At 43.6% G+C, this 23,890-nt stretch carries 18 protein-coding genes; 9 read left to right on the top strand and 9 right to left on the bottom strand.

Annotated features, from left to right (window positions below):
- Positions 1-278: 278 nt before the first annotated feature.
- The 3 genes from lon (at position 279) to JMW61_RS07625 (ending at position 4,440) form a co-directional block, all read left to right on the top strand.
- Complete coding sequence (lon, locus tag JMW61_RS07635; RefSeq protein ID WP_201550157.1) at positions 279-2,924, top strand: endopeptidase La; 2,646 nt, start codon at positions 279-281, stop codon at positions 2,922-2,924.
- A gap of 238 nt (positions 2,925-3,162) precedes the next feature.
- Complete coding sequence (locus tag JMW61_RS07630) at positions 3,163-3,690, top strand: superoxide dismutase family protein (RefSeq protein WP_201550156.1); 528 nt, start codon at positions 3,163-3,165, stop codon at positions 3,688-3,690.
- Positions 3,691-3,882: 192 nt separating this feature from the next.
- Positions 3,883-4,440 carry a superoxide dismutase family protein gene (locus tag JMW61_RS07625; protein ID WP_201550155.1) on the top strand — a complete coding sequence of 186 codons (558 nt, stop codon included), beginning with the start codon at positions 3,883-3,885 and terminating at the stop codon, positions 4,438-4,440.
- Between the two features lie 147 nt (positions 4,441-4,587).
- Here JMW61_RS07625 and topA read toward each other — a convergent pair whose 3' ends face one another.
- A complete protein-coding gene (gene topA / locus JMW61_RS07620) occupies positions 4,588-7,257 on the bottom strand; it encodes a type I DNA topoisomerase (protein ID WP_201550154.1) in 2,670 nt (889 codons plus the stop codon).
- Positions 7,258-7,564: 307 nt separating this feature from the next.
- On the bottom strand, positions 7,565-8,158 hold the full coding sequence (locus JMW61_RS07615) for a hypothetical protein (protein ID WP_201550153.1): 594 nt from the start codon (positions 8,156-8,158) through the stop codon (positions 7,565-7,567).
- A gap of 256 nt (positions 8,159-8,414) precedes the next feature.
- On the opposite strand from JMW61_RS07615, the gene JMW61_RS07610 reads away from it, so the two are divergent.
- Positions 8,415-8,948, top strand: coding sequence for a DUF2799 domain-containing protein (locus tag JMW61_RS07610; protein ID WP_227687387.1), 534 nt, complete (start codon positions 8,415-8,417; stop codon positions 8,946-8,948).
- A gap of 218 nt (positions 8,949-9,166) precedes the next feature.
- Here JMW61_RS07610 and JMW61_RS07605 read toward each other — a convergent pair whose 3' ends face one another.
- From JMW61_RS07605 to JMW61_RS07595, 3 genes are all read right to left on the bottom strand, one after another.
- Complete coding sequence (locus JMW61_RS07605) at positions 9,167-9,568, bottom strand: ExbD/TolR family protein (RefSeq protein WP_110923171.1); 402 nt, start codon at positions 9,566-9,568, stop codon at positions 9,167-9,169.
- A gap of 134 nt (positions 9,569-9,702) precedes the next feature.
- Entirely contained in the window at positions 9,703-10,374 is a 672-nt protein-coding gene (locus tag JMW61_RS07600; RefSeq protein ID WP_201550152.1) for a MotA/TolQ/ExbB proton channel family protein, read from the bottom strand.
- A 209-nt stretch (positions 10,375-10,583) separates the two neighbouring features.
- Positions 10,584-11,471: a hypothetical protein gene (locus JMW61_RS07595; RefSeq protein WP_201550151.1), complete on the bottom strand. Its 888-nt coding sequence runs from the start codon at positions 11,469-11,471 to the stop codon at positions 10,584-10,586.
- Between the two features lie 433 nt (positions 11,472-11,904).
- Here JMW61_RS07595 and JMW61_RS07590 point away from each other — a divergent pair, with 433 nt between their 5' ends.
- The 5 genes from JMW61_RS07590 (at position 11,905) to JMW61_RS07570 (ending at position 16,389) form a co-directional block, all read left to right on the top strand.
- Entirely contained in the window at positions 11,905-12,930 is a 1,026-nt protein-coding gene (locus tag JMW61_RS07590; protein WP_201550150.1) for a siderophore ABC transporter substrate-binding protein, read from the top strand.
- A gap of 206 nt (positions 12,931-13,136) precedes the next feature.
- Entirely contained in the window at positions 13,137-14,114 is a 978-nt protein-coding gene (locus JMW61_RS07585; protein WP_227687420.1) for an ABC transporter permease, read from the top strand.
- A gap of 36 nt (positions 14,115-14,150) precedes the next feature.
- Entirely contained in the window at positions 14,151-15,257 is a 1,107-nt protein-coding gene (locus JMW61_RS07580; protein ID WP_201550148.1) for an iron chelate uptake ABC transporter family permease subunit, read from the top strand.
- A 14-nt stretch (positions 15,258-15,271) separates the two neighbouring features.
- Positions 15,272-16,030: an ATP-binding cassette domain-containing protein gene (locus JMW61_RS07575; RefSeq protein WP_197101776.1), complete on the top strand. Its 759-nt coding sequence runs from the start codon at positions 15,272-15,274 to the stop codon at positions 16,028-16,030.
- A gap of 35 nt (positions 16,031-16,065) precedes the next feature.
- On the top strand, positions 16,066-16,389 hold the full coding sequence (locus JMW61_RS07570) for a hypothetical protein (protein ID WP_197101774.1): 324 nt from the start codon (positions 16,066-16,068) through the stop codon (positions 16,387-16,389).
- Positions 16,390-16,463: 74 nt separating this feature from the next.
- On the opposite strand, the gene JMW61_RS07565 is transcribed toward JMW61_RS07570, so the two are convergent.
- The 4 genes from JMW61_RS07565 to JMW61_RS07550 form a co-directional block, all read right to left on the bottom strand.
- Positions 16,464-17,813, bottom strand: a complete 1,350-nt coding sequence (locus tag JMW61_RS07565; protein ID WP_201550147.1) for a PepSY-associated TM helix domain-containing protein — start codon at positions 17,811-17,813, stop codon at positions 16,464-16,466.
- Between the two features lie 173 nt (positions 17,814-17,986).
- Positions 17,987-20,284: a FepA family TonB-dependent siderophore receptor gene (locus JMW61_RS07560; RefSeq protein WP_201550146.1), complete on the bottom strand. Its 2,298-nt coding sequence runs from the start codon at positions 20,282-20,284 to the stop codon at positions 17,987-17,989.
- Positions 20,285-20,819: 535 nt separating this feature from the next.
- Positions 20,820-21,575, bottom strand: coding sequence for a siderophore-interacting protein (locus JMW61_RS07555; RefSeq protein ID WP_201550145.1), 756 nt, complete (start codon positions 21,573-21,575; stop codon positions 20,820-20,822).
- 231 nt (positions 21,576-21,806) lie between these two features.
- Positions 21,807-23,858, bottom strand: coding sequence for a TonB-dependent receptor domain-containing protein (locus tag JMW61_RS07550; protein ID WP_201550144.1), 2,052 nt, complete (start codon positions 23,856-23,858; stop codon positions 21,807-21,809).
- Positions 23,859-23,890: the final 32 nt, after the last annotated feature.

The raw sequence follows: 23,890 nt of genomic DNA, 5'->3' as shown, positions 1-23,890 counted from the left end.
TAGATATTTGATAGCTGCTATTTATAAGTAATCTATAAACAGTCGTTATAACTGCTTTATGCCATTTTTTTTATGGCTATTTCCGATATACTAATTCTCATCAGTGACGCATAAAACTGATAACCGTATGACGCTCTGTATTCAGTTAGATATAAATATTTTGCAAAGTTAAGCAGGTGAGTATGAGTACAAGCCTTGCAATTTTATCTGCGAGCACCATTTATCTAAACATGAACCACGAACTTGACTTTACAAGTCTGGTGAACGAGGAAAAATATATGAGTGAACATAAAATAGCCCAAGACAATATCGACATAGATGTCGACGTTTCATCTACTGTTGCTGATGATAGCCAGCCAGACACTTTGTCTAGTCATGCGTCAGAAAGCGAATTAGATACCGCGTCTGACAGTATCGAAGATATTACAAAAGACAAAGATACTGCCAAAGACGACGATAGCGAAGACAGTACTAGTGAAGACGACGATGCTAAAAACAGCGTTGAAGACGACACCTACTTACCGCTATTGGCATTGAGAGATGTGGTCGTCTATCCACATATGCAAATTGCCTTGTTCGTCGGTCGTGCACCATCGGTCAAAGCCGTTGAACTGGCACAGGCTGAGTACGGTAATAAAGTACTGGTCGTGGCGCAAAAAGACTCGCTGACCGAAGATATTGATCAAGACAACTTATATCAATACGGTACGGTGTGCCGCATCGTCAGCACCATGCCACATGATAGCGATGAAAATTGCATCAAGGTATTAATCGAAGGTCAGTATCGTGCACGCGTGGACAATATAGAAGATCACGACACGCTATTGATGGCCAGATTTGAGCGTGCTGACCTCGATGTCAGTATGGATGAGAGTCAGCAAAAGAACACCATTCAAGCGCTGACTACATTATTCGAAAGCTATGCTGATGCACGTCTGCGTAATGCTCGCGAGCTAACTCGTGTGGCCAAACGTATCGACGACTTACTTGAGTTGGTGTACTTCATCTCAACTCGTGTGTCGATGGATCTTGATATCAAGCAATCATTCTTAGAAAAAGACGATATCAAAACGCATATCAATACCTTGACTGAATACTTGGTCAAACAAAGTGCTGAGCAAAATATCGAACAAGATATCCAAGAAGCTGTCCGTCAGCAAATGGAAGAAAATCAGCGCGAGTACTTCTTAAACGAAAAAATGAAAGCCATCAAAAACGAGCTGTCAGATATGAATGACGGCGCGTTCGATGGTGATGATGATGTCGCTGAACTTGAGCAGCGCTTAGAAGATGCTGACCTGCCAGAAGATGTCCGCAAGAAAGCTGAGCAAGAGTTTAAGAAGCTCAAAATGATGCCACCTGCATCGAGTGAATCGTCAGTCGTACGCAACTATATTGAATGGATTTTGGACACGCCGTGGAATGCGACGACCAAAGTTTCTATCAATTTAGACAAAGCCAAAACCGTATTAGACGAAGATCATTACGGATTACAAGATGTAAAAGACCGCATCTTAGAATATCTCGCCGTGCAATCACGTGTGAAAAAACTTCGTGGCCCGATTCTATGTCTCGTCGGTCCTCCAGGTGTCGGTAAAACCTCATTGGGTGAATCGATTGCACGTGCCACAGGTCGTAAGTTCGTACGTATGGCACTTGGCGGCGTGCGTGATGAAGCGGAAATTCGTGGTCATCGCCGTACCTATATCGGTGCGATGCCAGGTAAAATCGTTCAATCATTGGCCAAAGTTGAAGTCAAAAACCCGCTGTTCTTATTGGATGAAATCGATAAGATGGCGCAAGATTTCCGCGGTGATCCAGCATCAGCATTGCTTGAAGTGTTAGATCCCTCACAGAACGATACGTTTAACGACCATTATTTAGACATGGACTTAGACTTATCGCAAGTGATGTTTATCTGTACGGCGAACAGCATGGATATTCCAGCGGCGCTTCTTGATCGGATGGAAGTTATTCGTCTGCCAGGTTATACCGAAGAAGAAAAAGTAAATATCGCACAGAAGTATCTAGTGCCAAAAGCGATTAAGAATAACGGTCTCAAAGAAGGCGAGATTGAGATTGTTGAAGCGGCACTACACAGCATCGTGCGTAGTTATACGCGTGAAGCAGGTGTCCGTAACCTTGAGCGTGAAGTGAATAAAATCTGCCGTAAAGTGGTACGCGGTTCGGTTGAGACACATGGCGCGCGTGCTCCGAAAAAAGCAGAACGTGAGCTAATCGTGGTCGATGACAAAAACATCGATGACTATCTCGGTGTCCATCAATATGACTATGGTCTGGCTGAAGAAGAGCCTGAGATTGGCCGTATTACTGGTCTGGCGTGGACGCAAGTCGGTGGTGAGCTACTCACTATCGAAGCCGTTGCTATGAAAGGTAAAGGCGAGCTTAGCTTTACAGGTTCGCTCGGCGATGTCATGAAAGAGTCGATTCGCGCGGCTATGAGTGTGGTTCGTGCTCGCGGTGAAAGCTTAGGAATCGATTACGAGACGTTTAAAACTACAGACGTCCATGTTCATATGCCAGAAGGCGCTACGCCAAAAGATGGCCCATCAGCGGGTGGTGCACTGACCACAGCGCTAGTCTCTGCGTTAACTGGCATTGCGATTCGTCCAGATATTGCGATGACAGGTGAAATCACTTTACGCGGTAAAATCCTACGCATTGGTGGTCTCAAAGAGAAGCTACTCGCGGCACATCGCGGTGGTATCAAGCACGTATTGATTCCAGCGACCAATGAGCGTGATTTGGCGGATATCCCTGATAACGTAAAAGAAGGCTTAACCATTCAGCCAGTCGCGACGATTGAAGAAATCTTAAAGGTTGCTTTGGTGAGCATGCCAGTTCCAATCAAGCCTGCTAAAGTAACGGTCGATAAAACTAAAGGTAAAGCATTGCACAGTTAATAACTTATGCAGGTATGGCTAAAGCCTTACAAAATCTAAAGAGCCGCTTATCACTATGATGGGCGGCTTTTTTTTGAGCTATTTTCTATAGCTTGAATACTGTGACGTTGTTAGATTCTATCCTCAATTCACTCAGTAACTACCTAAATGAGTTAAAAATGTAAACAATAGTTCTAAATAAGCTAAAATTATTACAGCTAACTCAAATAACTATTAAAACGATATTATTGGATAAATAATGAGAAAAATGCTATCTGCTCTTCTTTGCGCTTTTGTATTTATTATTACTGGTTGTGAAAGCCCTCTCAGTTACATTAAATCAAGCAAACCATTTATGACGGCTAATCTTAAAACTACATATAAAAAACAAGATGTTGGACAAATTTATTTACGTCGCGTTGATAGTGGTATTCAAGTATATGGCACATTAGCCAACTTACCTCCCAACTCATTACTAGCCATTAATATCTATAGATCTGGCGCTTGTATCAACCGTGGTAAACTAGCAGGTGGCTATCTAAACTCTACATCTGCACCATTATCACATTCAAGACTCTCATTCAGCTTTCCGTCGATGATAAAGGTTAATAGACAAGGCATCGCCATGGTTAACTATGTAACAACTGATATCTCCCACAAGAAATATCTACCAAACAGCGTTTATAAGCAAGCTTTCATTATTTATACCGTTCCAATTGACGATAATGACGTATCTTTAGGAAAAGCTAACCCTCGTATTGCATGTGGCATAATTAATCAATACTAAAAGTTAAATCATATACGATTCTTACATTTATTAACTGATTGTTGCGCATTTGATGAATAACTATAGGGTTACCTTGGCTATACTAACTCTGATGTTAACGAATATTGATACGAGTCTTAATAGAACAATAACCATAGATATTCGAAATTTAATGACGACTAAAAGTAATGACTAAAACAATTGGAGAAAATAATGAATAAAATGATGCTTGCAAGTACTCTATTATGTGGTTCAGCGTTAGCGATGACTGGTTGCCAAACAGTAGAGGGCCAAATGCAAACAGGTAACCCTTTGAGCCAACCTACTCTAAAATCAACCATACACACCGTAAGTGGTGATAAAAAAGAAGTTGGTCAAGTATTCTTACGCCCAGTTGATGACGGCGTACAAGTATACGGTAAGTTGATGAATCTAAAGCCAGGTCAAACAGTGGCGCTACATATCCATGAAACGGGTAGCTGTGCCGATATGGGCAAAGCGGCAGGTGGTCACTTCAATCCAGACAACAAGCCACACTCTAACCCAGACGATATGAATGGTCATGCTGGCGACCTACCTAACCTAACGGCCAATGAAAACGGCGTTGCGACCATCAACTATGTAAATAAGAAAATATCTGCTAATGAAGCGGGTAAATATAGTGTTAATCGCCTAGCCTTTATCGTTCATGGTGGTACTGATGACTACACCAGTCAGCCAGCAGGTAATGCCGGTGACCGTGTTGCTTGCGGTATTATCGAAACGATGTAATAACGCACTAATAATATTTAGAGCTAAAAGTTATTGAAACTGGATATCATTAGAGCTAAATATTATTGATAGCATAAAAAAACCTCTTAGACGATCTAAGAGGTTTTTTTACGATTTAAAACTATTTATGACAAAGGTAAAAGAGATTTACTCTTCTACCCACTCACCTTTACGCCAGTACACACCCCAACGCGTGGCTTTTCCATTTTTCTCAGAGCCGATATACTGCTCTTTTTTCTTACGTGACCAACGTAGAATCGTTGCATTACCCTCAGGATCTTCGTCTGGGCCTTCAAACAGATATTGGAACTTGTCTTCCATTTTATCTTTGATTTCTCTTAACTCAGCGAGCTTAGGTGCACGTGTCTCCCTTACTTTCGGGAACTTAGACGCTGCTAAGAACATCCCAGCCGCCCCTTCACGCAAGATGAAATAGTCTTCATGCTTGACCGATTTTAGCTCTGGCAAGTGAATAGGATCCATGCGCGGTGGTGCGGCTTCGCCTGTCTTTAATACTTTACGAGTGTTGTCACATTTTTGACAAGCGAAGTAAGGACCAAAACGTCCCGTCTTCAGCTCCATCTGTCCATCACACTTATTACAATCGATGGTTGGTGCATCTGAACCCGGTACTTCAAACTTACCTTCTTCTAGAATATAGCCATCGCAGTCAGGGTTGTTACCGCAGATGTGCAGCTTCAGACCACCATCCACGATATAGCCGTTCATCGCTGTGCCACATTTCGGACAGCGTTTTTTCTCCATCAAATCTTTGACTTCGGCCGCTTCGTCCTCTTCACCTTCAGCATCATCGAGATTGGCAAAAGCTTCGACTGGCATTAAGTTTTTAGTGCCTTTACAGCGCTCTTTCGGTGGTAAATTATAACCAGTACACCCTAAGAATACACCTGTAGAACCTGTACGCAGCTGCATCGGACGGTCACAAATATCGCAATGGACGTCTGGCACGTCGGTCGGATCATTCGGACGCATGCCGTCTTTTTCTTTAGCGCGATCTAGAGTGGTTTTGAACTCGCCATAGAAGTTATCGAGCACGTCTTTCCAGTCTTGCTCACCTTCTGCCACATGATCAAGCTTGTCTTCTAATGCAGCCGTAAACGTATAATCCATCAAATCTGGAAAACTTGCTGTCAGTCTGTCAGTAACGATATCACCCATTTTTTCAGCAAATAAACGCTTATTCTCAAGCTTCACATAACCGCGATCTTGAATGGTCGAGATGATAGAAGCATACGTCGATGGACGACCGATGCCTTTTTTCTCAAGCTCTTTGACGAGACTGGCTTCGGTGAAACGAGGTGCAGGCTTGGTAAAGTGCTGACTCGGATCTAGCTTATCTAGCGTTAGCTTATCGCCTTTTTTGACATCAGGTAATAACGTGTCATCGGTCTTGGCTGGTGGCAATACTTTGGTATAGCCATCAAACACCATAGTACGACCACGGGCTTTTAGCTCAACATCATCAGCACCAACAAACAAGTTCACTGACAGGTATTTTGCTGGTAGCATCTGGCAAGCCACAAACTGACGCCAAATCAGCTCATATAGGCGTATTGCATCACGCTCAACCCCTTTAAGCTGAATAGACTTCATATTGACGTTAGAAGGTCGAACGGCCTCATGCGCCTCTTGTGCGCCTTGTTTATTACCATAAAAGTTTGGCTTTTCTGGCACATACTTTGCGCCATAGCTGTCTTCGATATAGCCACGTACTGCCGCCAGTGCATCACCCGACAAGAATGTCGAATCGGTACGCATATAGGTGATATGGCCAGCTTCATATAAGCGCTGCGCCAATATCATGGTTTTCTTAACAGAAAATCCCAATCGCGTACTAGCGGCTTGTTGCAATGTTGAGGTGATAAATGGCGCACTAGGACGTGACTGTGTTGGCTTTTCTTCACGCTCTTTGACGATGAAGTCATTTGCATTAAGAATCGCTAGTACTTTATCAGTCTGCTCTTTATTCACCAGCTTAAGCGTCTTGCCACCTTTCTTGGTCGCTTCTAAGCGTATACCAATTTGCTCAGCGTCTGAAGTTTTTGAGGAGTTGCTATTGGCAATATGCGTGTCTGCATGAATCTGCCAGTATTCTTCTGGAATAAAGGCGCGAATCTCATGCTCACGCTCAACCACCAAACGCATGGCAACTGACTGTACACGACCTGCTGACAGACCGCGCGCGATTTTTTGCCACAATAGTGGCGATACCATAAAACCAACCACACGATCTAGAAAGCGCCGTGCTTGTTGAGCATTAACTCGGTCAATATCGAGCTTGGATGGCTGCTTGAAGGCATTTTGGATAGCAGATTTGGTAATCTCATTGAAGACCACACGCTCATACTTGCTATCAGCACCGCCAATGACTTCTTTTAGATGCCAAGCGATTGCTTCCCCTTCTCTATCCATATCCGTTGCGAGATAGATTTTGTCAGCATCTTTGGCTAGCGCTTTTAGCTCTTTGATGACTTTGGTTTTGTTTGGCAGTACTTCATAAACTGCTGCCCAATCATGCTCTGGGTCTACGCCCATGCGCCTTACTAAGGCTTGCTGGGTTTTTTCCTCTTTGCTTAGGCTCTCATCTTTTTTGGTCGTTGCTGCTTTTTTGGCGCTCTTGCTCGCACCAACAGGTAAATCACGAACGTGACCAATACTTGAGCGTACAATAAAGTCATCACCAAGGTATTTATTAATAGTTTTCGCCTTAGCTGGTGATTCTACGATCACCAAAGACTTACCCTTTGGGCTGTCAGCAGTAGTTGCTGTACTTTTTTTGGCTGCGGTTTTTGCCATATTTTACGACACCATAATATAAGTAAATTAAAAGTAAGAATAAATTCAACGACATGGCAATTTATAATAATTGGTTATAATAGCTCAGCGAATTATTGTATTGGGGCGCATTAAACATTCGACCATGGCGCTGATAGTTGCTCATAAAAACAGTTATAAAACAAACAATAACCATAATATAAAGATATAGTTATAAAGACGTTACACTGCTAAGCGCTAAACTGTCAACTGAAAATGACTGGGAGTCTATCAAAAGCGCTTGCATATTAGTTATTAATGGAGATTAAAAAATTATTTACTACCTTGTTTAGGTTTTCTGTACTTCTATTGCCCATTTTTCCAAATTTTCCTTCAACGCTAACAGGTCTTTTTCTATCAGTGAGTGATGATAAGCAGGGTTACTCAATGGACGCACATAAGCGATGTCTTCCCAATAAATAATAATGCTATTGGCTTTGGTCCATAAGCCTTTTATAAACGGCTCAATACTGACTGGCAAATCGAGCGGTACTTTATCCAAGCTAAAATTGGTTTTTTTGACCGTGGTATCCGCATGACCATAATTGGAACGAATGGCACTCGGGATAGTGAGTTTGGTCGTATCTCTCGTCGTATCGACAAAACTACTATCTGGACGCCACTGACCATCAATCACTTGATAACGTGTATGCGGTAATTGCGTGTCATCTAGCACCAAGCAGTATTGACCCATCATGCCACGGCCATACTCGTTGTCTTTGCCTTTAATCCAATCAGGACAAGCAACCAACTTTGGATTGAGCTGTAACCGACGCGCCGTCATGCGCAGTTTATCCAAGCGCTGATCGATACCGTTCGGTTTGAGCGCCATCATACTCCCTAATACAAATAGTACAATGATAACGCCAATAAATATGCCCATGATGGTCTGACCTTTTGACTGAATTAAAGTAATACTATATAGATGCTTATAATGAGCACGAACCACGAAAAATCAAGCATGATGAGCTAGCAGCCATTCAACGATGACTCATTTAAGCCACAGTATCACCACTATATATGTTGATATATCAACTACTTAGTGGCACTGAAAGCTAGCCTGATAATAAGATAGAAAAAGTGGTCGGCCGCAAAAAGTGCTATGATAAACCATAATTTTAAACGCGCGCAGGTTTATTATGAATTATCTTATTAAGCGAAACTCATTGACTACCGATATTTCTAACCAATTAATCAATAAAGTCATGAGCAAACCCGGTATATCTATATCACTGGCCGGTGCTGCATTACTGACATTGTCAGGCTGTGCAACCACGCAAAGCCTCACACCGCAGCAATGCCAAGCCAGCAACTGGCAAGAAGTCGGCTATACAGATGGCAGCCGTGGCCGCTCAGGTGCTTATTTCGGCCACTATGCAGGTAGCTGTGCAAGTATAGGCGGTGCGACACCCAATCGGATACAGTGGGAACAGGGGCGCCAGCAAGGGCTCAAAAATTACTGCACCGAGCTCACGGCTTACAAACTCGGCCGCGAAGGTTATGAGTGGCAAGCGGTCTGTCCACTTGAAGGCATCGAGAAGTTAGAAGAAGCCTACTCACAAGGGCGCTATTACTATATCCGCCAGCAAGATTTGGACTATTTACGCTCACCTTATCCTTTCGGATATGGTCCCTTTGATCGCAGATATCGCCCACTAGGCCATCGCTGGTAAAAATTAGACATTATTATAAAAATAAAGCATCGCTAGTAAAAAAGAAAACCTCACTGAGTACTTAATTTGAGGTTTAAGTACTCAGTGAGGTTGGAGAAAAGTTTATTATTTTTATTTTATTATTATACTAGCTACCTATCTTGCTATGTACCTATCTGATGGTTGGCTATCTAGCAATCGTCATATGACGGTCTCACCCCACCTTTTATATACCCACCTTACTCATTGACAAAAGCTATCTTGGTCAGCCCTGCTTCGCTAGCAGATGCCAGTACTTGTGCGACCGTGTCATACTTGCTTTCTTTATCTGCACGCAGCTGAATAGAAGGGTTTTTGCCTTGCGCGCTTTCCTGCTGTAGACGCTTATCCAGCTCCTCTATCGTGATAGGATCACTGTCCCAAAACACGCCTGCATCCTGATCGATACTGATCTGAATCGCTTCTGGTGGCGGCTCATTGACTTGTGCACTTGTCTCCGGCAAGTTAAGCGGAACAGTCGGATTGAGAACGGTCGCAGTCAACAAAAAGATAATCATCAAAACCAGCATGACATCGATAAGCGGAATGAGGTTCATCTCATTCATGCCTTGGACGTCATCATCACCTAACTGAAATGCCATAATTACTCTCAATATATGCTTGCTATGTGTGCTTAGTCAGTACTTGTCTTCACTGTTTGTTGCATCGTTACTTATACAATGATAGAAAGCGCCGTTACCCGCTAAAGATAACCATCGCTATCGCACGATGCCGTCTATAGCTGTGAAGTAGACACATTACGATACTGTTTAGTGGTATTGCTCACTTGGGTGTCAGCTGAGCTTTTCACTGAAGTTACTTGCTCGGTAGGCTGCGTGTTTGCTACCGCTTTTATATTCGCAGAATCCGCCAGCAAGTCATGCGCTCTATCATTTGCATGATACATTACACGGCGATTGATACGCACAGCGAGGTTATAAAAGACCACCGCTGGAATAGCCACAGCAATACCCAAACCTGTCATGATAAGTGCCTCACCGACTGGACCTGCTACTTGCCCTAATCCTGCTTGTCCGCTCGTACCGATATTGTGCAGCGCATGAAAAATGCCCCATACGGTACCAAACAAACCAATAAACGGGGCAATCGCTGCCGTCGTACCAAGGATAGGCAGTCCACGCTCACTAGAAAAGCGATAGCGTCCAATATGCTTGAGTAACGCCTGCTCTATCACCAAGCGACGAGTGGGTGCATCCTGCTCTATCAACCCAGTCTGTTTGGCTTGAATTTGATGAGTTAAATCATCGGCAACCGTCGCTGCCAATTTGCGGCTTTGTAGTACACGAATGATACCCGTCACCCAAGAGATAAGGGATAAAGCGAATAGTACAAAGAACAAGGTTTTGGTCACCATGTCACTATATTGCCAGTATTGCATAAAGTCCATGTCAGACTCCTTCGTCTTTTGTGTTATGGCTTGATATTGATGTAGTTGACGCGTTTTATCGTGTTATACAACTATCCATTAAAATCATGATAGTGGTTAAAACAAATAGTTGTAGATTTTGAAGCTGCTTGTCAGAAAATTACTTTTGCTGAGGTTACTTTTATAAATAAATAATACTAACTATCAGGTAGTAGACTTCATATAAACCTTTATTGGACAACAACTGACATAGTAACGTTACCCACGACAGCTACCCCGCCTCTTATAAAAGGCTTTATTTTACTATTACCCATTCTCCTTTTAACTTCCCGAACTGCATCTCGATCCTTACCACTAACATTGACACTTTGAATGGCACCTTGTTTTGTTACAGTAAACCGTATCGTCAAGGTTTGGGATTTACTAGAAATACCTGTAAAATCTGGCGCTACTATCCATGATGCGTCGCTACCACTAAAACTTTGTGGCGTATTGCTTGCAGCGGCTGCGGCTTCTGCATCAGCCTTTGCCCGTGCATCCGCTTTTGCCTGTGCATCGGCGGCTTTAGCATTAGCTATCTCTTGAGCTTTTTTGGCATCAGCAGCAGCTTTTACCTGTGCTGCTATTTCAGCCGCATTGGCTTTTGCTTGCTGTTCAGCTAATAATGCATCTATTCTTGCTTGTTCCGCTTGCGCTGCCAAAAGTCTACGCTGATCATCAGCCACTTTCGTATCAGGACTCTTTTGAGGGGTAGTTTTTTGTGGGGCAGGTGGCGGCGTCAATTTGGCAGGTTTAGGCTTCTCTACTGGCTGCTTTTTCTGAACAACTTTAGGCTTGGGTGCAGCAACTGGCTTCGCTTTTGGCTTAGGCTTAACCTCTCTGACTGGCTCTGGATCTTCTTTCAGATTTACCTCTTCAATCTCCACAGGTGGCGGAGGCGGTGGAGGCGTAATTAGCTCTATTTCAATAGGTGGCGTCACTTTTTTTGGTTCTACTTTCATCTCAGGCGTTTTGACCGCCGCTAATGCTACTGCCGTCAGCACATGCAATCCTACAACTACCGCAATAGTCGCAAGCGTCAACTTAGGTGATGGCGCGTCTAAATTCGTTGAACTCATAACACCCTAATATTAATTAACTGAGATAGAATGGCGTAGATAATAATGCAAACGATAATTATTATCAATAATAAATTGAGATAATTGCTCTTTTATTAATACAATTATAACAAACCAAATCCACCTTGTTAATAAAAATCATTATCATTTATATTGATAATGAATCTCAATTGCCTTATCATTGCGGTTCTCTAACAGTTTATAGCACTTATAAAAATTACTTATCGAACGCTATCTCTTATTTTACACCGTAAGATAATTAAACACTTTAATAGATAAGTATAAAACCACCTCATAAAAATCATAATAGTTAAATAAATACCGCCGAGCATTGTCTGGTATATACATCACATTAGACAAACTCATATCATTTTTTATACGGGTAATCATATTTTTAATAATCTGCCCAAACCGCTAATATACCGAGTTATTTATGTCTATCGCTTTATTGTCTAACCGCTTTCCTAGCGCCTTTTTTAAACGCCCATTACTGACTGCTATGACGACCGCACTCGTTGCTAGTATCAGTGTGGCAGGTTGTAGCTCACCCGAATCAACGGACTCTGAGCCAACAGATACCACGACTGAAAATAAAACGGCTGATAATAGCGCTGCTAGCACTATCACAGTGGATACCGTAAAAGGAGACGTTGAGTTAGCGGTAAACCCATCGCCAATCGTGGTGTATGACATGACATTGATGCAGGACTTGGCAGCGCTTGATGTGGCTATTGATGGCGCGCCTAGTGGGATGCATCTAGATAATTTGAAGTCTAAAAACCAACCAGAACCTTCAAGCATGGGTACGGTATTTGAGCCAGATCTTGAGGCATTGAATGCGATGCAGCCGCAAGCTATCTTAGTTGGCTCACGTATGGCTGAAAAATATGACGAGCTGTCTGGCATTGCCCCAACACTAGATATGTCTATCGATACCGCCAACATCTATGAGTCAAGCAAACGTCGCTTAGCTGACTTAGGCGCATTGTTTGGCAAAAGTGAACAAGCCACTAAATTACAACAAGACATTGATGGTTTGATTGAAGAAACCAAAGCCGTCACCAAAGACAGCGGCACTGGCCTAGTGGTCATGGTCAATGGCAATAAAATGTCGACATATGGCGCTGAATCACGCTACGGCTTTATTCATAACGTCTTAAACGTCCCCATCGCTGATGATCAAATCAAAGAAGGGCGTCATGGTCAGCCAATCTCTTTTGAGTATCTGCAAAAAACAAATCCAGACTGGTTATTTGTGATTGATCGTAGTGCGGCTATCGGCGAAGACAGTGTCGGTGCAAAAGCAGTATTAGACAATCCATTAGTGGCGCAAACCACCGCATGGAAAAAAGACCAAGTGGTTTATCTAAGCCCAGATTCTTACCTTGCATTTGGCGGCTATTATCAGTGGATACAAGATTTGACGACCATCAAAAATGCCTTTACTAACGCTAAGTAAACGTCATCATTGCCCCATTAACTGTGGTTGATTGCCGTTTTTAATGACCGTTTTTATACCTCATCTGTATGCCAGTAGCCGTTATGTCGTTATTTTCACATCGTGCACAGCCCAGCGTTAAAACCAGTACTTCTTCGCCAGCCGCATCAGCGAGTTGGAAAAGAAGCACTGGCAACAGTCTAAATGCTAAACATCACCGTGCCGCCATGCCACCATGGTTAATCAACACGGGAAGCCTCATTATTATGGGGCTTTTGGTGTTATTGAGCTTATCTATTGGTGTCGCAGATTTTTCGTGGTCCGGTTTTCTACGCAGCCTTATCAATCATAGCGCCAACTCTGATAGCTCGCTATTTTTAGTCAGCCGACTACCCCGCACTATTGCGATTATCTTGACCGGTATCTCGATGGCAGTTGCAGGGATGATTATCCAAGTGGTGCTAAAAAACCGCTTTGTTGAGCCTTCAATGGTTGGTGCCACTCAGAGTGCAGCGCTTGGATTATTGGTGGTCAGCCTGCTGTTTCCAGCCAGCGCACTCATTATCAAAATGGGTGTGGCGACCGTCGCAGCCGTATTTGGCATGATGCTGTTTATGCTGCTTATTCATCGGATTCCACCGACAGATTTTTTGATGATTCCACTGATTGGTATTGTCTTTGGCGGCATTCTCGAAGCAGTGACAACCTTTATTGCTTATCAGACTGAGTCATTGCAGATGCTCAGCGTTTGGCAGTTTGGTGATTTTTCTGGTGTGCTAGCCGGACGCTATGAGTTGCTATGGCTGACCGGAGGTCTGTGTGTATTGGCCTACATCATTGCGGATAAGCTCACCATCGTAGGCTTGGGCGATAATATCGCACTGAACTTGGGTATTAGTAAACGGCAGGTCACCTGGCTTGGTGTCGGCATGGTCGCAATGATGAGTGCTGTCGTCGTGGTCACAGTTGGGATGATTCCTTTCATCGGATTAGTCGTGCCCAACATTGTCAGCCGATTGATGGGAGATAAGTTACGTCGTAGCTTGCCAGCAGTCGCATTACTCGGTGCATCCGCTGTCCTACTCTGCGATATCATTGGTCGCTCTATCCGCTATCCATTTGAAGTGCCCGTCGCGACGGTATTTGGCGTGGTTGGTACCGTGCTGTTTTTATGGCTACTATTGCGCGCTCCGGCTGATCGATAAGCCTGATATTTATGCTTGATACTACAGGATTCGCGTATGTTTTCACCGTCTACGCCTCACTCTGAAAAAACGACCATGGCTAAAACCAATACAACAAAAGACAGCTCGATAGAAAGCAGTGCCTTGGAAGATAGCACTTTGAAAAACAGTGCTACTGCCACAGCTTGGCAAAGTCGTCTGGCACAACTTTGGGCATGGATCGTCAATCATCCAAAGTCGATTGCCACTGCTATCTTGGTCATCTCGATGCTGCTATTTTTGACACTCAACGTCAATGGACATTGGGACTTTGCCCTACCATTACGTGGTAAAAAACTGCTGGCCTTGATGGTGGTGGGCTATGCTATCGGGGTGTCGACACTACTGTTTCAAACCTTAACGCACAACCCTATTCTCACGCCCTCCCTGTTAGGCTTTGACTCACTATATATCTTACTGCAAAGCCTACTGGTCTTCTTTTTGGGTGCGATTAGCTTTACCAGTATCGACCCCCTTGCCAAATTCACACTTGAAATTGTCTTAATGTTTGGTGCGTCATTATTGTTATTTAAGCTGCTATTTTCAAAAAGCAGTCAGGATTTGACGCGGCTAATATTGGTAGGCGTTATTTTTGGCGTGCTGTTTCGTAGTTTATCAACCTTGATTGCTAGGCTGATTAATCCTGACGATTTTGTCATCGTACAATCTAGCAGTTATGCGCAGTTCAATACGGTCAATCCACAACTGCTTGGCATCAGCCTAGTTATTTGCCTTATGAGTGCCGTGTTTATCTGGCGATGGCGCTATCAATGTGATGTATTGATGCTCGGTAAATCACAAGCCATCAATCTTGGTATCCATTATCAACGTCTCGCATTTGGTCTGTTGACTGTCATCGCGATATTGGTCGCCACTGCTACGGCTTTGGTCGGCCCTGTGACGTTCTTTGGCTTATTGGTATGTGCATTAACCAATCGTATCGCCCGCCATATGTACCACAGCGAGCGGCTGATATTGGTCAGTCTGGTCGCTATGATTTGCTTAGTACTCGGTCAGACCATCTTTGAGCAAGTACTCGGTATGGCAGGCGTATTATCGGTCGTGATTGAACTGGCGGGCGGCTTGGTATTCTTATTATTAATCTTTACGACACAACGTAGATAAAGACAAGAAGCACTATGATTAAACTAAATAATATCTCATACCATATTGGCAAACAGCAAATTCTACATGACATTACGCTGTCTCTACCAAGCGAACAAGTCATTGCTTTGATCGGCCCTAATGGTGCTGGTAAATCCACCTTGTTTTCTGTCATGGCACGCTTGCAGCCGCTACAGTCAGGGCAAGTGTGTTTTGGTGAGCATGATATTGTCAGTTGTCATGCTCGGACGTTGTCCAAAACGGTGGCGATGCTTGGCCAAGACAACCAAGTGCAAGGGCGACTGCGCGTGCATGAGCTGCTGATGTTTGGGCGCTATCCCTATCATCAAGGGCAGCCAACCGCTGACGATCAGCAGAAAGTGCTAGAAATTATTGAGCGATTTGAGCTGGAGCTATTGGCCGACCGCTTCTTATCGACCCTGTCCGGTGGTCAACGCCAGCGTGTGTTAATTGCGATGATTGTCTGCCAAGATACGCCCTATTTATTGCTTGATGAGCCGCTGAATAATTTGGACATGTATCACGCTGGTCGCCTGATGCGTGAACTACGAGAGCTGAGCCACAGTCAGCAGAAAACCGTCGTCATCGTCTTACATGATATCAATCAAGCCGCACAATTTGCTGATACCGTGGTCACGATGAAAGAAGGCCAAGTGATGGCTGTTGGTCAGCCTGTCGATGTGATCACACAAGAAACGATGAAAGAGTTGTACAATGTCGATGTGACCGTGCTAAACCATCAGGGTCGTCCAGTGATTGTTGATGCGGTTTAAGGACCGAACTTTGCAAACGAAAAAAGGAATTGTCGATGCATAAAGCTTTATTGAATAATCGATGGATAAACTATAAAAATCTATCTATATTAATTTTAGTGATTAGCTTTTGCTTATTCATTTTTAATGCTTTAAATAAAGAGATAGCAAATACTTTTTTTTGGTTAGGAATCACTTTATATGCTTTAAGATTGGTGGTTATTCCTATGGATTTTACTCAAAACATCTCTTCAGTAGATTACACAAAGAACTACGATGAAAATAATACATGGCATAAATGGGTCATGCTAGGTGAGAGATTTTCTTCCTTTATTTTTACTGTCTTGATAGCATACACAATATTTTTGCAATTCAAGTGATCACTAGGGCATGCCTTTAATGCAGTACATAGCTATTTACTGAATTAAAAGCCTACCTTAGAAATCTGGCAATATTACCTACCCTTTTGCAACGCTTTTAAGCGCTGTTGACGCCCTTTCCACCATAGATAAACACCAGTAATAGACAACACTGTCACAGCCAAACCTATCAATGCTAAAAATATTTGATACAGTAAATAGCCAATACCTTGACTGATATGCCCCATATGTAAGGTCGATAGCCATTGATCAGTTTTGCTACCAAATGATGAGCTTTGATAGCCGAAGTTGACGCGCTCAATGTTGCCCGTCCTTGCATCGACAGTAATAGACGAAGCGCCGCCTTTTTTGCCGATATCTTTATCTGTTTTAAAGCGCAGTTGCCATTGGCCTTCATCCTCTACCCAGCGTATGCCCAATAGCTGCTGTACTGTCATACCCTGACTTTTAGCCGCGATGTTCGCATGCTCACTTAGATAAGCAATGCTATTGGCTTTGTTGACGACATCAATAGCATCGACATTACTAGCCTCGTTACTCAAAGCCTCACTCTTTGCAGCGCCAATTCTCGCATCTCTGTCTGCATTAGCAGTCTGCCCAACTTTTTCACGTGGTTTTTTTGATTTTTCTTGTTTTTCGCCTCTGCCTTCGAGCCCAACGACTGCCTGCATGACAGGTCGATAGACTTGCTGTAAATTAAAGCCAACACTCGACCAAGCGATGACAAATAACATGCCCCAGAGCCACAATCCAAAGGCATGGTGCAAGTCATAATTCAGTTTAAACAGATTGCTCTTGGTACGAATTTTCCACGCTGGTAACCAACGCTTGAGAAATGACGCACGTTTTTTAGATGAGGATTTTTTCTGCGCGTTTTTCTTTTTAACTGCTCTCGGAAACGTTAAATAAAAGCCGATAAAACAGTTGATGGTCCAAACGACAGACACGATACCTAATACCCATTTACCGATATCGCCAAGCAATAAATCGCGGTGCAACCAAAAAACTTTCCACATGGTATTGTGCAATGCCCATTGGTCTTTATCACGGGTGCCAATGATGTTACCGTCATAGGGGTTCACATAAACTTCTTGAAACGGTGCTTTTGGTTGATTTTGGGCAGCCTTACCTCGGGCTCTATCTACCGAAAATACTGCCGACCTGTCTGCCGCTATCGACGTTGGCATACTAGAAAAATTATGTTCTGGATAGGCACTGACAACTCTATCATGAAGTACCGCAATAGGAAGATGCGGCGTGTCTTGGACATCAACCTGAGCCAATTTATGATTGAACACATCGTCCAGCTCATCATGAAATGCCAATAATGTGCCAGTAATACCAGCGATAATTAAAAATGCTGCCATGGCAAGTCCCGTATAACGGTGAATCCAGAGACAGCTGAGGCGAAGATTGAATGACATAAATAAATCTGCTGTTATATTGTGATAGTTATTGATTAAATGAGCTTGCTTAAAGAAGCTCACTTAAAGAGGCTTAATTCAAGAAAGCCATTTAAAAAAAGTTACTGACAGCACAAAAGGCCTGAACCAATAGCTCAGACCTTTTTTAATCGAACAAACCCAGTATCTATCTATTAAAAGTCAACGCTAACGTCAAACACATAAGTACGACCAGGTTCATTGAAGGTACGTGCCCCAGCATTGGTACTAGTACCTTCGCGATAAACACCCGTATCAAACAAGTTTTTGACACCCGCACCAACGGTAATACCATCCGTCAGATCATAGCGAGTACTAACATTAGCAATGGCGTACGGATCACGGTCAAGCAACAATGTATCGAGTTCATCATCTGTGGTCACTGAACGCTTGGGGGCCTCAATCGTGCCATAGTAGCTCACATCAGCGTTAGCATTCCAACGCGGCGTAATGTCCCAATCGACACCCGTGTTCACAGTGAACTTAGGAATGAGTGATAGCGGCTCGCCATTGTCTTTTCGCTCTGAACGCAAAATACCGGTTATGTTAGAAGACCATGACACCGTATCGGTAACAGGGACTTTTACAAACCCTTCTAAACCTTCGATAACAGCCTCGCCTTGGTTTTCCCATACGAAGATCGAGCGACCTGTCGCCGTATCTAATGCTACACGGTCGACACCAGCGCCGATTCGGTTGTCATAAGCGTTATGATAGTAAGTCAAGCCAGCATTTAGTCCAGTACCATCATCATAAGTAAAGGTCAGCTCTTTATTCCAAGAGGTTTCATTTTCTAGGTCGGGATTACCCAATACATGACATCCTCTTTCGTCAGCAGGTACCCAAGATGGACAGCCATTACCACCCGTGTAGTAGATGTAATTTGGATCAAGTTGATATAAAGAGGGCGCCTTGAAGGCACGGCTGACACCGCCTTTCACTGACCAATCAGGACTAAAGTGCCAAGTGCTGTTGATACTAGGCGACCAGTTACTGCCAGCCTCGCTATGATAGTCAAAGCGTAGACCTGGAGTGATATACCAGTCAGGTGTAATCTCATAATTGTCTTCTAAATAAGCACCGATGAGGTAGGCATCTGTGGTTGTGTCACGCTTTTCAGGGTCGGTCTCTACATCACCAAAATCAAAACCATCTGCAAATGCCAAATCAGATACCACAGGGTTGTCCAGCTTTTCACCACGGAACTCAGCGCCAGCGGTCAAAGTATGACGGTCAAAATAGATATCCCACTCTGACTTAGCATTTAGCGTGTCATACGTTGCTTCTGTCCATTCAAAGTCCTCGCCGTCATCAGGTATGACAATTTGACCTTCACCACCACCAGCACTGCCTACAGCCAGACTTTCATTGACCGTCCGACTATACTCGATAAAGCTGTTACTACTAGCATCATCATACTCACCGCGATGCGTGATTGCCGCACCATAACGCTGCATTTTGCTCGTTGTTTCACCTTCTAACTGATCTAACAAACTTTGATTCACGGTTTGGAACAATGAATCACCTGCCCAGCGATTCTCTTGGCGGCTATAGTTCACTTCAAAACCGACGGTATTCATCGCATCCATCGCGTATTCAAACAGCTGACGCACATCGATATTTTCGACACCTTCAGTGCCTGCTGCAATAGAATCGTCTTGCGCTTCTGCTGCATTGATAGAAGGATCGTCCGCTTCACTATCATGGTAACCAAGGGTGGTACGCGAGGACAGCTTGTCAGTCAATGCGCCAGACATATTGACGTTGGTACGCCAGCTACTGCCTTCTAGATCACTTTCTGGTGCTTCGTAATGTCCACTGACAGAAAACTCCGTTTCTGTTGGGCGCTTGGTAATGATGTTTACGACACCGCCCATACTACCAGAGCCATAACGGGCTGCGGCTGGGCCACGCAGTACTTCGATACTTTCAATAGCGCTTGGTGGCACCCATTGTGAGTCACCGCGCGTGTCTTGCTCACTACCACGGCTAGGACGTACAGAGTTACGCGAGGTCACAGGACGGCCGTCGATTAGGATTAGCGTGTTATTTGGACCCATGCCACGCAAATCAATTTGACGCTGGTTACCACGTTGACCCGAAGTCGATGAACCCGATAGATTCACACCCGGCATTTTACGTACAATCTCTGAGATATCATTAGAAAGCGATGCTTTTTCGATGGCTTCTTCACTAATGATAGACAGCCCTGCCGCCTGCTCCAACTCCTCTCTCGCTGCTCGCACCACAATCGTGTCTAGTGTGGCTGTAGGCACTGCTTCCTGCTCAGTCGCTGCTTGCGTTACCATCTCATCGCTTTCTGCAGCAACAGCCGTGCTACTAAGAATAGAGGCCACAGCGATACTGAGCAAAACTTTGCCCGTCACTAAGCGTTGAACGTTCTTTGGAGAAGTGAGGTATGAATGATCAGAGCGACCTGATTGGTTTAACATAAATAACGTTCCTTGAAGCACTTAGGGTCATTAGTACCTTTCAATTGCACCGACAGCGAACATTTTCAGCCACTTCGTAACAAACATGTCATGAAGTATGAGTATGCAAAGTGTGACTAAAATATGGCTAAAGAGCTTAAATATCGGTATAAGGCAAATTCGTAAAGGTAGGTACTGAGTAGGGTTAAAAGTTTGGTGACGCGACAACTGGCATAGACCAACTGTTTAAAATATGGATCACAATAAGTTCTCTAGCATAGGTACAGCAAAGAACCTTTAACTATTCTGTAATGAACGGAACACACTTTAGCAAGATAGAAAAGATAATGCAAACATTAATGATACTTATTCTCATTAATGTTTGCACACGCTATCTAATAGCTATATTAAATGCGAAATCAGTGATCAACATGCCAATAGAAACGCCTCATAATACCGTCCGTATAAGCCAAGAACTGCCAAACTTTATCAGCACCTTCAAGAGCTATCAGAACATACAAAACCTTCAGTGATAGCCTGCATCGTTATATAAACGCTATGAATCAGATTCTGCATCCTGACGCTTGATCACCTTATGCTCATCTTCGCTATTGTCCAGTTTCCAATAGCTCGAAATATACAAATGGGTTTTAGCCACATTTCGGTCCTTTTTGAAGTACTGGCGCAGTGCTCGCATACTATTGAACTCACACGCTGTCCACACGGCGGCCTCGCCCTCTAACCAAGTCAGTGCTTTGACTTGCTCTAGCAAGGGATAGTGGCTATCGCTTGTAGCTGGATTGATAACCCAATGAATCTCTATATTTTGCGGTTTTTTAATAGACTGAATATCAGCGTCGCTCAGCACTTCTATGACCGCATAACCCACTGCGTCATCAGGTAGCTGTGCTAAATTCACCGTGATAGCTGGCAGTGCCGTCATATCACCTACCAACAAAAACCAGCCTGCCTGATGATTGATCAGCTTTTTTTCACCCGGGCCGCCAATCAAAATCTCATCTCCTATGGTAGTTGTTTTTGCCCAGTGCGATGCCAGTCCTGCGGTACCTTGATGATTGAGACCATGTAATACAAAATCGACATCGATCTCATTGTCACGCTGCTGAACAATGGTGTAAGTGCGCATAATAAGTTTCCCTTCATCCTGCGGAAACATCAGCTTAATATAGCCGCTTTCCTGATCGGCGGGAAAGCCGTCAAACGCCTCTCCACCTAGCGTAATACGGCGCATGTTGGGCGTGATATCGACAATACTTTTAACGGCTAAAATTCTAGGCATTGGTTTGGCCATTTTTGCATCCTTTTTCTATAAATTTATATCTAACGTTTAGTGTCTGATAACAACTCAATCAATAGTTCTTTAACAGAGGTAAAAACAGAACAGTCAACCTCATATAAACATTAAAAAGCCAGCCACCTCAAAAAGGTAACTGGCTTCTATTAGCTGTCAAATTGACGTGTTCAACATGAATTATCAAATGCCAGTTGTCTAGCTATCAAACCTATTTATCAAATCTAGCTATTAAAATTGATAGGTTAGAGAGGCTTTCACATTTCTTCCGATCGCATAATCCGTATAGTCCGAATCGTCTGAGTAGCGCGATGAGTGATTTGCATACGTTTCATCAAACATATTGTAGACGCCTAGCGTTGCTTTCACGCCTGCTAACTGCTGAGGCGTGTAGGTCATGAATATATCATGTACGTCATAACCTTCTTTTTCGGTATCTGTATCATCACCTGTATTAGGATTGATAGAGGTCACGTACGTACTGCGCCAGCCTAAATCAAGTGTGTCAGTTGGGGCATACCCCAAATTAACCATATACTTATCACCAGAATCGTTTTCATCTCCAGTGCCTTGAGACAGACTATAGCCAGACTCTTTGCCTTCGCTACGCGCACGCGCATAGCTCAATCCCATATTGAAATTATTGGTACGGTAATCAGCTGAGAGCTCTACCCCTTTGATTTCATAATCTTCATCTGCGTTAAATGAGCCTGCGCACGTGCCCGTATCAGAGGCAAGTCCTGTGGTGCAATCAAGGTCACTTTTGTAAGAAATCCAGTTTTCCAAATCTGTCACAAAGTACTTACCAGAGAGGCGTAACGAATCATCTTCAGTGGTTAAGCCACGGAAAATAGTTGATACACCAACTTCAGTATTACTGCCAGTTTCAGGCTCTAAATCAGAAGAAATATATTTATCTTCACCATCTGTATTACGGATGGCTTCCTGTAAGTCAGGACCATTGAACAACTGGGTATAACTTGCAAATACATTGGTACTTGGCAACACTTGATAGCTAGCGGCAAAAGCGCCCACTACATTGTCGTATGTTTCACCATTTGCCACATCTTCTGGTGCTTCGTAATGATCATAACGGACACCAGGTGTTAGGGTCAGTTTACCCATCTGCCATTGGTCTTCTAGATATACAGACGTATTTTTTGCCTCATCATTTCCTCCAAGGACACCTAGACGCGTTACCTCAGACTCTTTTGTGTAATGCTCAACACCAGTAATCAGCTTATGTGAGCCAAGCTTACTTTCTATGTGACTGGTGTTTTCGATCTTACCGCCTGTGGTGATTAAATCAACGGCAATAGATCCATTATCTTTATCAAGCTCTGTTTCAGATCGATAAATATTTGCTTTGATATCAATTAGGTCATTGGCTGGTTGGTAGCCATACTCTAATGTATAGGTATCACGGCTTTGTTTCCAAGGTACAGCAGGGTTCCAACCATTCTCATCAGTTAATGGGAAATCTGCTCGGTTTGCATACATGCCCTCATTTTCTGTACGGCTAAAGCTACCACTGACGTGATGATTATCACCTAGATAAGTGCCTGCCTTTAACAAAATACTTTCGGTGTCACCGTCTGACGTTTGAATGTCGCGACCATCACCATCTTCACCTGCTTCGGAGGTGCGTTTGCCATAATAAGCCAATAAATCAACATTTTCTGTCGGTGCAGCAAATACGGTCGTTGAGGTTAACAGCTCGTTATTGTTGCTGGCGTAGCCGGTATGGACTTTTGCACCAATCTTTTGATCAACATCGAGCAAGTCCGCAGCATCAACCGTCTCAAAAGCAACCGCACCACCAATCGCATCATTACCTAGAGTGACTGAGTTATTACCAACTGAAACTTCCGAGCGCTTCAACAAATCTGGATCAATGACCAAATCTCCAGCGTGGTGGAACGCATAGCCTTCTTGACGAGCACCATCAACGGTCACTTTTAGATTCGTATCATCAAAGCCACGAATGCGCACACGTTGATTGATTGCCGTTGTACCGCCTACCGAAGCACCTGGTACGCCATCTAAAAAGTCACTCAAAAGACTCGCTTGCCCTGCAGGTATATACTGAGCTGAATCAACAGAATTCTTTTGCAAATCATCACGTACAGAGCTATTGGCTGTCACTGTGATGGTCTGTAACGTGACGTTTGGCACCTCTTCTACAGGAGCTGCACTAGCCGCTTGCGACCACAATACCGCAGCAACACCCATAGACAATACCGTTAATGGGCTAGAGAGCTTTGATGATTTTACTTCACGCATAACGAACTTACTCACTTTATTTACTATTAGGA

Source organism: Psychrobacter fjordensis, from assembly GCF_904845995.1.
Classification (GTDB): domain Bacteria; phylum Pseudomonadota; class Gammaproteobacteria; order Pseudomonadales; family Moraxellaceae; genus Psychrobacter; species Psychrobacter fjordensis.
This window is presented reverse-complemented; position numbering and strand designations above follow the sequence as displayed.

Coding starts and splice junctions, on each gene's coding strand:
- lon (WP_201550157.1), top strand. CDS start 279: ATGAGTGAACATAAAATAGCCCAAGACAATATCGACATAGATGTCGAC.
- JMW61_RS07630 (WP_201550156.1), top strand. CDS start 3,163: ATGAGAAAAATGCTATCTGCTCTTCTTTGCGCTTTTGTATTTATTATT.
- JMW61_RS07625 (WP_201550155.1), top strand. CDS start 3,883: ATGAATAAAATGATGCTTGCAAGTACTCTATTATGTGGTTCAGCGTTA.
- topA (WP_201550154.1), bottom strand. CDS start 7,257: ATGGCAAAAACCGCAGCCAAAAAAAGTACAGCAACTACTGCTGACAGC.
- JMW61_RS07615 (WP_201550153.1), bottom strand. CDS start 8,158: ATGGGCATATTTATTGGCGTTATCATTGTACTATTTGTATTAGGGAGT.
- JMW61_RS07610 (WP_227687387.1), top strand. CDS start 8,415: ATGAATTATCTTATTAAGCGAAACTCATTGACTACCGATATTTCTAAC.
- JMW61_RS07605 (WP_110923171.1), bottom strand. CDS start 9,568: ATGGCATTTCAGTTAGGTGATGATGACGTCCAAGGCATGAATGAGATG.
- JMW61_RS07600 (WP_201550152.1), bottom strand. CDS start 10,374: ATGGACTTTATGCAATACTGGCAATATAGTGACATGGTGACCAAAACC.
- JMW61_RS07595 (WP_201550151.1), bottom strand. CDS start 11,471: ATGAGTTCAACGAATTTAGACGCGCCATCACCTAAGTTGACGCTTGCG.
- JMW61_RS07590 (WP_201550150.1), top strand. CDS start 11,905: ATGTCTATCGCTTTATTGTCTAACCGCTTTCCTAGCGCCTTTTTTAAA.
- JMW61_RS07585 (WP_227687420.1), top strand. CDS start 13,137: ATGCCACCATGGTTAATCAACACGGGAAGCCTCATTATTATGGGGCTT.
- JMW61_RS07580 (WP_201550148.1), top strand. CDS start 14,151: ATGTTTTCACCGTCTACGCCTCACTCTGAAAAAACGACCATGGCTAAA.
- JMW61_RS07575 (WP_197101776.1), top strand. CDS start 15,272: ATGATTAAACTAAATAATATCTCATACCATATTGGCAAACAGCAAATT.
- JMW61_RS07570 (WP_197101774.1), top strand. CDS start 16,066: ATGCATAAAGCTTTATTGAATAATCGATGGATAAACTATAAAAATCTA.
- JMW61_RS07565 (WP_201550147.1), bottom strand. CDS start 17,813: ATGTCATTCAATCTTCGCCTCAGCTGTCTCTGGATTCACCGTTATACG.
- JMW61_RS07560 (WP_201550146.1), bottom strand. CDS start 20,284: ATGTTAAACCAATCAGGTCGCTCTGATCATTCATACCTCACTTCTCCA.
- JMW61_RS07555 (WP_201550145.1), bottom strand. CDS start 21,575: ATGGCCAAACCAATGCCTAGAATTTTAGCCGTTAAAAGTATTGTCGAT.
- JMW61_RS07550 (WP_201550144.1), bottom strand. CDS start 23,858: ATGCGTGAAGTAAAATCATCAAAGCTCTCTAGCCCATTAACGGTATTG.